The 4,369-nt window shown below is 53.7% G+C and carries 7 protein-coding genes; 5 read left to right on the top strand and 2 right to left on the bottom strand.

What is annotated here, in order from left to right; translation table 11 throughout:
* The 4 genes from MVB78_RS07865 to MVB78_RS07880 form a co-directional block, all read left to right on the top strand.
* Positions 1-347 (top strand): transposase (locus MVB78_RS07865; protein ID WP_297490065.1); only part of this gene is annotated, 347 nt, incomplete at its 5' end.
* 95 nt (positions 348-442) lie between these two features.
* Entirely contained in the window at positions 443-841 is a 399-nt protein-coding gene (locus MVB78_RS07870) for a hypothetical protein (protein ID WP_297490067.1), read from the top strand.
* Positions 842-956: 115 nt separating this feature from the next.
* Entirely contained in the window at positions 957-1,301 is a 345-nt protein-coding gene (locus MVB78_RS07875; protein ID WP_297490069.1) for a cupin domain-containing protein, read from the top strand.
* A gap of 11 nt (positions 1,302-1,312) precedes the next feature.
* Positions 1,313-2,011 carry an aspartate racemase gene (locus MVB78_RS07880; RefSeq protein WP_297490071.1) on the top strand — a complete coding sequence of 233 codons (699 nt, stop codon included), beginning with the start codon at positions 1,313-1,315 and terminating at the stop codon, positions 2,009-2,011.
* On the opposite strand, the gene corA is transcribed toward MVB78_RS07880, so the two are convergent.
* Both corA and MVB78_RS07890 read right to left on the bottom strand, forming a co-directional pair.
* Positions 2,008-2,988: a magnesium/cobalt transporter CorA gene (gene corA / locus MVB78_RS07885; RefSeq protein WP_297490073.1), complete on the bottom strand. Its 981-nt coding sequence runs from the start codon at positions 2,986-2,988 to the stop codon at positions 2,008-2,010. The two genes, MVB78_RS07880 and corA, sit on opposite strands and share 4 nt — an antisense overlap.
* Before the next feature lie 4 nt (positions 2,989-2,992).
* Positions 2,993-3,823, bottom strand: coding sequence for an MBL fold metallo-hydrolase (locus MVB78_RS07890; RefSeq protein WP_297490075.1), 831 nt, complete (start codon positions 3,821-3,823; stop codon positions 2,993-2,995).
* Positions 3,824-4,066: 243 nt separating this feature from the next.
* Here MVB78_RS07890 and MVB78_RS07895 point away from each other — a divergent pair, with 243 nt between their 5' ends.
* Complete coding sequence (locus MVB78_RS07895) at positions 4,067-4,333, top strand: hypothetical protein (protein WP_297490077.1); 267 nt, start codon at positions 4,067-4,069, stop codon at positions 4,331-4,333.
* The last annotated feature ends 36 nt before the right edge of the window (positions 4,334-4,369 follow it).

Raw genomic sequence — 4,369 nt, forward strand, 5'->3', positions numbered from 1 at the left:
CGATGATTCAACGCTTGAAGGAAGTTGCGGGAGAGTATGGTATTCAAGTTGAGGTCGTTGATGAGGCTTTCACTTCGAAAACTTGTCCCGTTTGCGGGAAGCTTCACTATGGGGCTCGTTTTGTTCGTGGTTTGTTTAAGTGTCCCGTGACGGGGCTTGTGTTTAATGCTGACTTGGTTGGTGCTTTCAATATCTTGAAGAAGGTTGCTAAAACCATAACCCTGAATCTGAGCGGGTTTTACGCTCAGGGGAGGGGTAATTGGCCTAAGACCGGGCCAGAGGGGTCGAAGACCCGCTTTTTAGCGGGTTTTAATGAGACCCCTCGAACCTCTCCGCCTTTGGGTTAGGGGTTCCTCGTTGGAACCCTCGCCGTTCACGGCGGGGAGGAGGTCAGAGGCTTGAAGTTTGGGTTCCATGGGATTACGGCAACTGGTCGCTGTCGGTGCTGGTTCCCCGGAGGCTTGGAAGGGAGCCTACCTATGCCAGAGAGCTTAAGAATTATATGAACGCTCTCCTCTCTCCCCTGCAGAAGGGAATCTTCTCCCTTGACTCCCTGAAAAGGCCAAACATTTCAGAGCCGGAACCGCCCAATAGTTACTGTGCCGAGCTTTCCGCCCCGGGAGATTTGATATATACACAGCGCCCTCTCGACGAGTCATCTCTCTATAGTGATGGAGCATGCTTTGAAGCGGATTTCTCTGGGAATTCAAGCAGGAAGATAACTTTGGATTTATCTTCAAAAGGTTGCAGTCCCGCGGTGTTGCTTATATTCCGGGGAAAAGCCGAAAACCTCCTTACGGGCCCATTTTTATCCTCAGTTCAGATTGAAGCCAGGGGATAGGGAAATGTCTGGAGTTCAGAGATTGAAGTCGTTGACGAGGTAGTTGTCGAGCCCGCTCCTTCTTGAGCAGTTTCCGCAGAGAAAGCTTTATTTTTGATTTCTTCAACCTCATCCTATGAAGGCCGAAATCAAAAACCTTATAGACAGGGGAACTTACAGGAAGCTCCCTCTCTTCGAGGGCGAAGTTCCTGAAGGCTCTTACGCCCAGATCGTCGAGGTTAAACCGGAACAGACCGTCAGAAAGCACTACCATCTTCACCAGTACGAGCTGTTCTACATAATAAGCGGTGAGGCAAGGCTGGGTATAGGGGAGACCGAGTATTTAGCAAAGCCCGGCGATATCTTTCTGGTAAAGCCAAAAACCGTCCACTGGGTCGTCAACGAGCGAAACGAGCCGTTCAGGCTCTTCGTGGTGAAGCTGAACTATCACGGCGACGACTCGGTGTGGCTGGATGAGTAGGGGGTGACGGCATGGTGGAAAGAATTATAGGAATCCTCGGCGGTATGGGGCCTTTGGCTACGGCCGACCTCTTCAGGAGGATAGTCGAGAAAACTCCAGCCAAGAGGGATCAGGATCACCCGAGGATAATCATCTACAACAACCCGAAGATACCGGACAGGACGGCGTTCATACTCGGCCACGGCGAAGACCCGAGGCCCGAGCTGATAACCAGCGCGAAAAAGCTTGAGGAGTGCGGTGCCGACTTTATAATAATGCCCTGCAATACCGCTCATTTCTTCGCCGAGGACATCCAGAGGGCGATAAAGGTTCCACTAGTCAGTATGGTTGAGGAAACGGCTGAGAGGGTTAGGGAGATGGGCATCAAAAGAGTCGGCCTTATGGCAACGGAGGGAACGATAAGGGGGCGCGTTTACCACAGGGCGCTTGAGAGGAGGGGAATCAAGCTCGTCTTACCCGATGAGAACGACCAGAAGCTGGTTATGAAGGGCATCTACGAGGGTGTTAAGGCAGGCAACGTTGAGCTGGGAAGGGAGTTGCTCCTTAAGGTCGCAAGGAAGCTTGAGGAGAGGGCGGAAGGGATAATAGCCGGCTGTACAGAGGTCAGCGTCGCTTTGAAGCCTGAAGATCTGAAGGTTCCCCTCATAGACCCCATGGATGTTATAGCGGAAAAGGCCGTGAAGCTGGCCCTTGGCCTTGAAGACCTCTAAATCCACCCTTTCCCCCGGAAGTAGGCGAGCATGCCGGCGGCTACGGCGAGCATGAGCACCAGAACCGCCGGATAGCCGTAGTGCCAGTAGAGTTCCGGCATGTAGCGGAAGTTCATGCCGTAGAGGCCCGTTATGAAGGTCAGCGGGATGAATATGGTCGAGACGACCGTGAGGATTCTTATTATGTCGTTCGTCTTCATCGATATAGTTGAGTAGTAGAGCTCCACGAGGCTGTTGGCCATGTCCCTCTGGCCCTCTAGGATTTCAAGAACCTCAAGGACGTGGTCGTGGAGCTCCCCTATCAAGGGCAGGGACTCCTCCCCGAAGAACCGCGAACCTTCGATTCCCAGCCTCCTGAAGGCCTCAAGGAGCGGAAAGACAGTTCTCCTCATGAAGAGTATCTCCTGCCTTATGCCATGTAGCCTGTGGAGGACGCTCTCGTCGCCCTTAGATAGTATCCTCGCCTCAAGTTCCTCCATCTTAGAGCTTATGCGCTCTATTATGGGCACGTAGTTCTCGACTATCGCCTCAAGGAGCGCAAAGAGCAGGTAGTCAGCACCGCGCTCGCGGAAGAGCCCCTCACCCTCGCGGATGCTCTCCCTTATCTGGTCGAATACATCGCCCCTTATCTCCTGAACCGTTACGAGGAGGTTCCCCCTGAGGAAAATCCCTATCTTCTCCCTCTTCAGGCTACCCTCTTTCTCATAGACCTGGTGGAGGAGCAGAAACAGGTGATCCTTGAACACCATGACCCTCGGCCTTCCAGAACCTCTGGCCAAGCTCCGGGCTACTGAATCGGAGAACCCCAGTTCGCCCTTCAGCTCTTCCGTGGAGACCGGTCCCTCGACGTTCACCCACACAACGTTGTAGTCTCCTATAGAGAGTGCATCCCTTAGGGTCTCCGCTTTCCTGCTGAGGAACCGATCTTTGGAGTACGCCATCACGGTTATCCTTGGCCTCTCCCCCGTTCCCTTCATTCACTCATCCCCTGAGCTCAATGACCATCCCCGAATGGAGCTTGTGGAAGTTCTCGCCATAGGCATTCATGAACTCGGATTCAGCCCTCAGTCCGGTGCAGTGGCCGGTGTATACTTCCTCAACACCCAGTTTTTTGAACTCCTCAACCGTTCTCTTTATCCGCCCTTCGCTCGCGTCTATGAGGTGGAAACCCCCTATAACTGCCCCAACTTTCTCCTCCCCGGTGAGCCTTACAGCGTGCTTCACTATGCCCACTATGCCCGCGTGACTGCAACCGCTCACGACGACAAGGCCTTCTTCGGTTTTTGCAACGATGCTCATGTCATCGAGGAGTTCATCCTCCACGACCTTCCCGTCCTTCAGCGTGTAAACCCCTATACCCGCCCTCTCGAAGTCTTCCCGGTCCCTAATCTCGCCCGTTGACCAGAGACCCTCAACTATCTCAACCGGCTCTGCCGTCAGGTAAAGCTCCGCCAGTTTCTCAACATCTTCCCTCCTGAAGGGAATCCCAACGTCCCGCAGGTAGGGCCTCGTTACGAAGTGCCTCCTGAATAGCGTGGGATGCGCTATGACCGGAACACGCCTTCCGATTGCCTTAAGGATTTCAAGGAGCCCGCCCGTGTGGTCGTAGTGGCAGTGGCTCAGGAAGACGTAGTCTATGCTCCCGGGTTTTATCCCGAGCAGTCCCATGTTGTGGAGAACTGGATAAGCGCTTTGACCCGTATCAAACAGTAGCCTCCTGCCGTTCTTCTCTATCAGGAAGCTCACCCCGTGCTGGGCAAGAAATGGACTTTCATAGCCGGAGTAGTCCTCGACAAGAACAACGACGCGCATCTCTTCCACCCTTGCGGAAATTAGGGAAAGGTAAAGTTATAGTTTTCGGCCCATAACGCATTTTCCATCTTAAGCACTTCAAGACCGGCTTTAAGGGCAGCTTTCACAGCAGCCGTTAGTGTTAGCATCATGATGCTTATCCAATTTGCCTTTGGCAACACGGCCCACTTCTTCGCCGAGACAGAGGAGTACGGGGATTCCGCATCAGCATTACCAAGGAAACGGTCGAGAGGGTGGGGGGAGATGGGTCTCAGAAAGGCCGGCCTTCTCGCGACGGACGGGACGATAAAGGGACGCGTTTTACCTCAGGGCGCTGCTCAAGTACGGCGTCCAGATAACGGTTCCAGGAAAGAGGGGCAGGAGGATGTGATGAAGGCAATCTACCGGAGGGCCAAGGCTGGAAACCTTAAACTGAGCAGGGAGCTCTTGCTGAAGATCGTGAAAAGGCTGGAAAAGCGCGTGGACAAGCTGATAGCGGGCTGTACAGAACTGACCTCCTCCCCGCCTTGAAAGGCGAGGGTTCCAACGGTTTAACCCCTCGCCAAG

The organism is Thermococcus sp. (genome assembly GCF_026991495.1).
Taxonomy (GTDB): Archaea; Methanobacteriota_B; Thermococci; order Thermococcales; family Thermococcaceae; genus Thermococcus.

Bases quoted from the DNA above. Each gene is read 5' to 3' on its own strand.
- corA (WP_297490073.1), bottom strand. From the start codon at position 2,988: ATGAAGGGAACGGGGGAGAGGCCAAGGATAACCGTGATGGCGTACTCC.
- MVB78_RS07895 (WP_297490077.1), top strand. From the start codon at position 4,067: ATGGGTCTCAGAAAGGCCGGCCTTCTCGCGACGGACGGGACGATAAAG.
- MVB78_RS07875 (WP_297490069.1), top strand. From the start codon at position 957: ATGAAGGCCGAAATCAAAAACCTTATAGACAGGGGAACTTACAGGAAG.
- MVB78_RS07890 (WP_297490075.1), bottom strand. From the start codon at position 3,823: ATGCGCGTCGTTGTTCTTGTCGAGGACTACTCCGGCTATGAAAGTCCA.
- MVB78_RS07880 (WP_297490071.1), top strand. From the start codon at position 1,313: ATGGTGGAAAGAATTATAGGAATCCTCGGCGGTATGGGGCCTTTGGCT.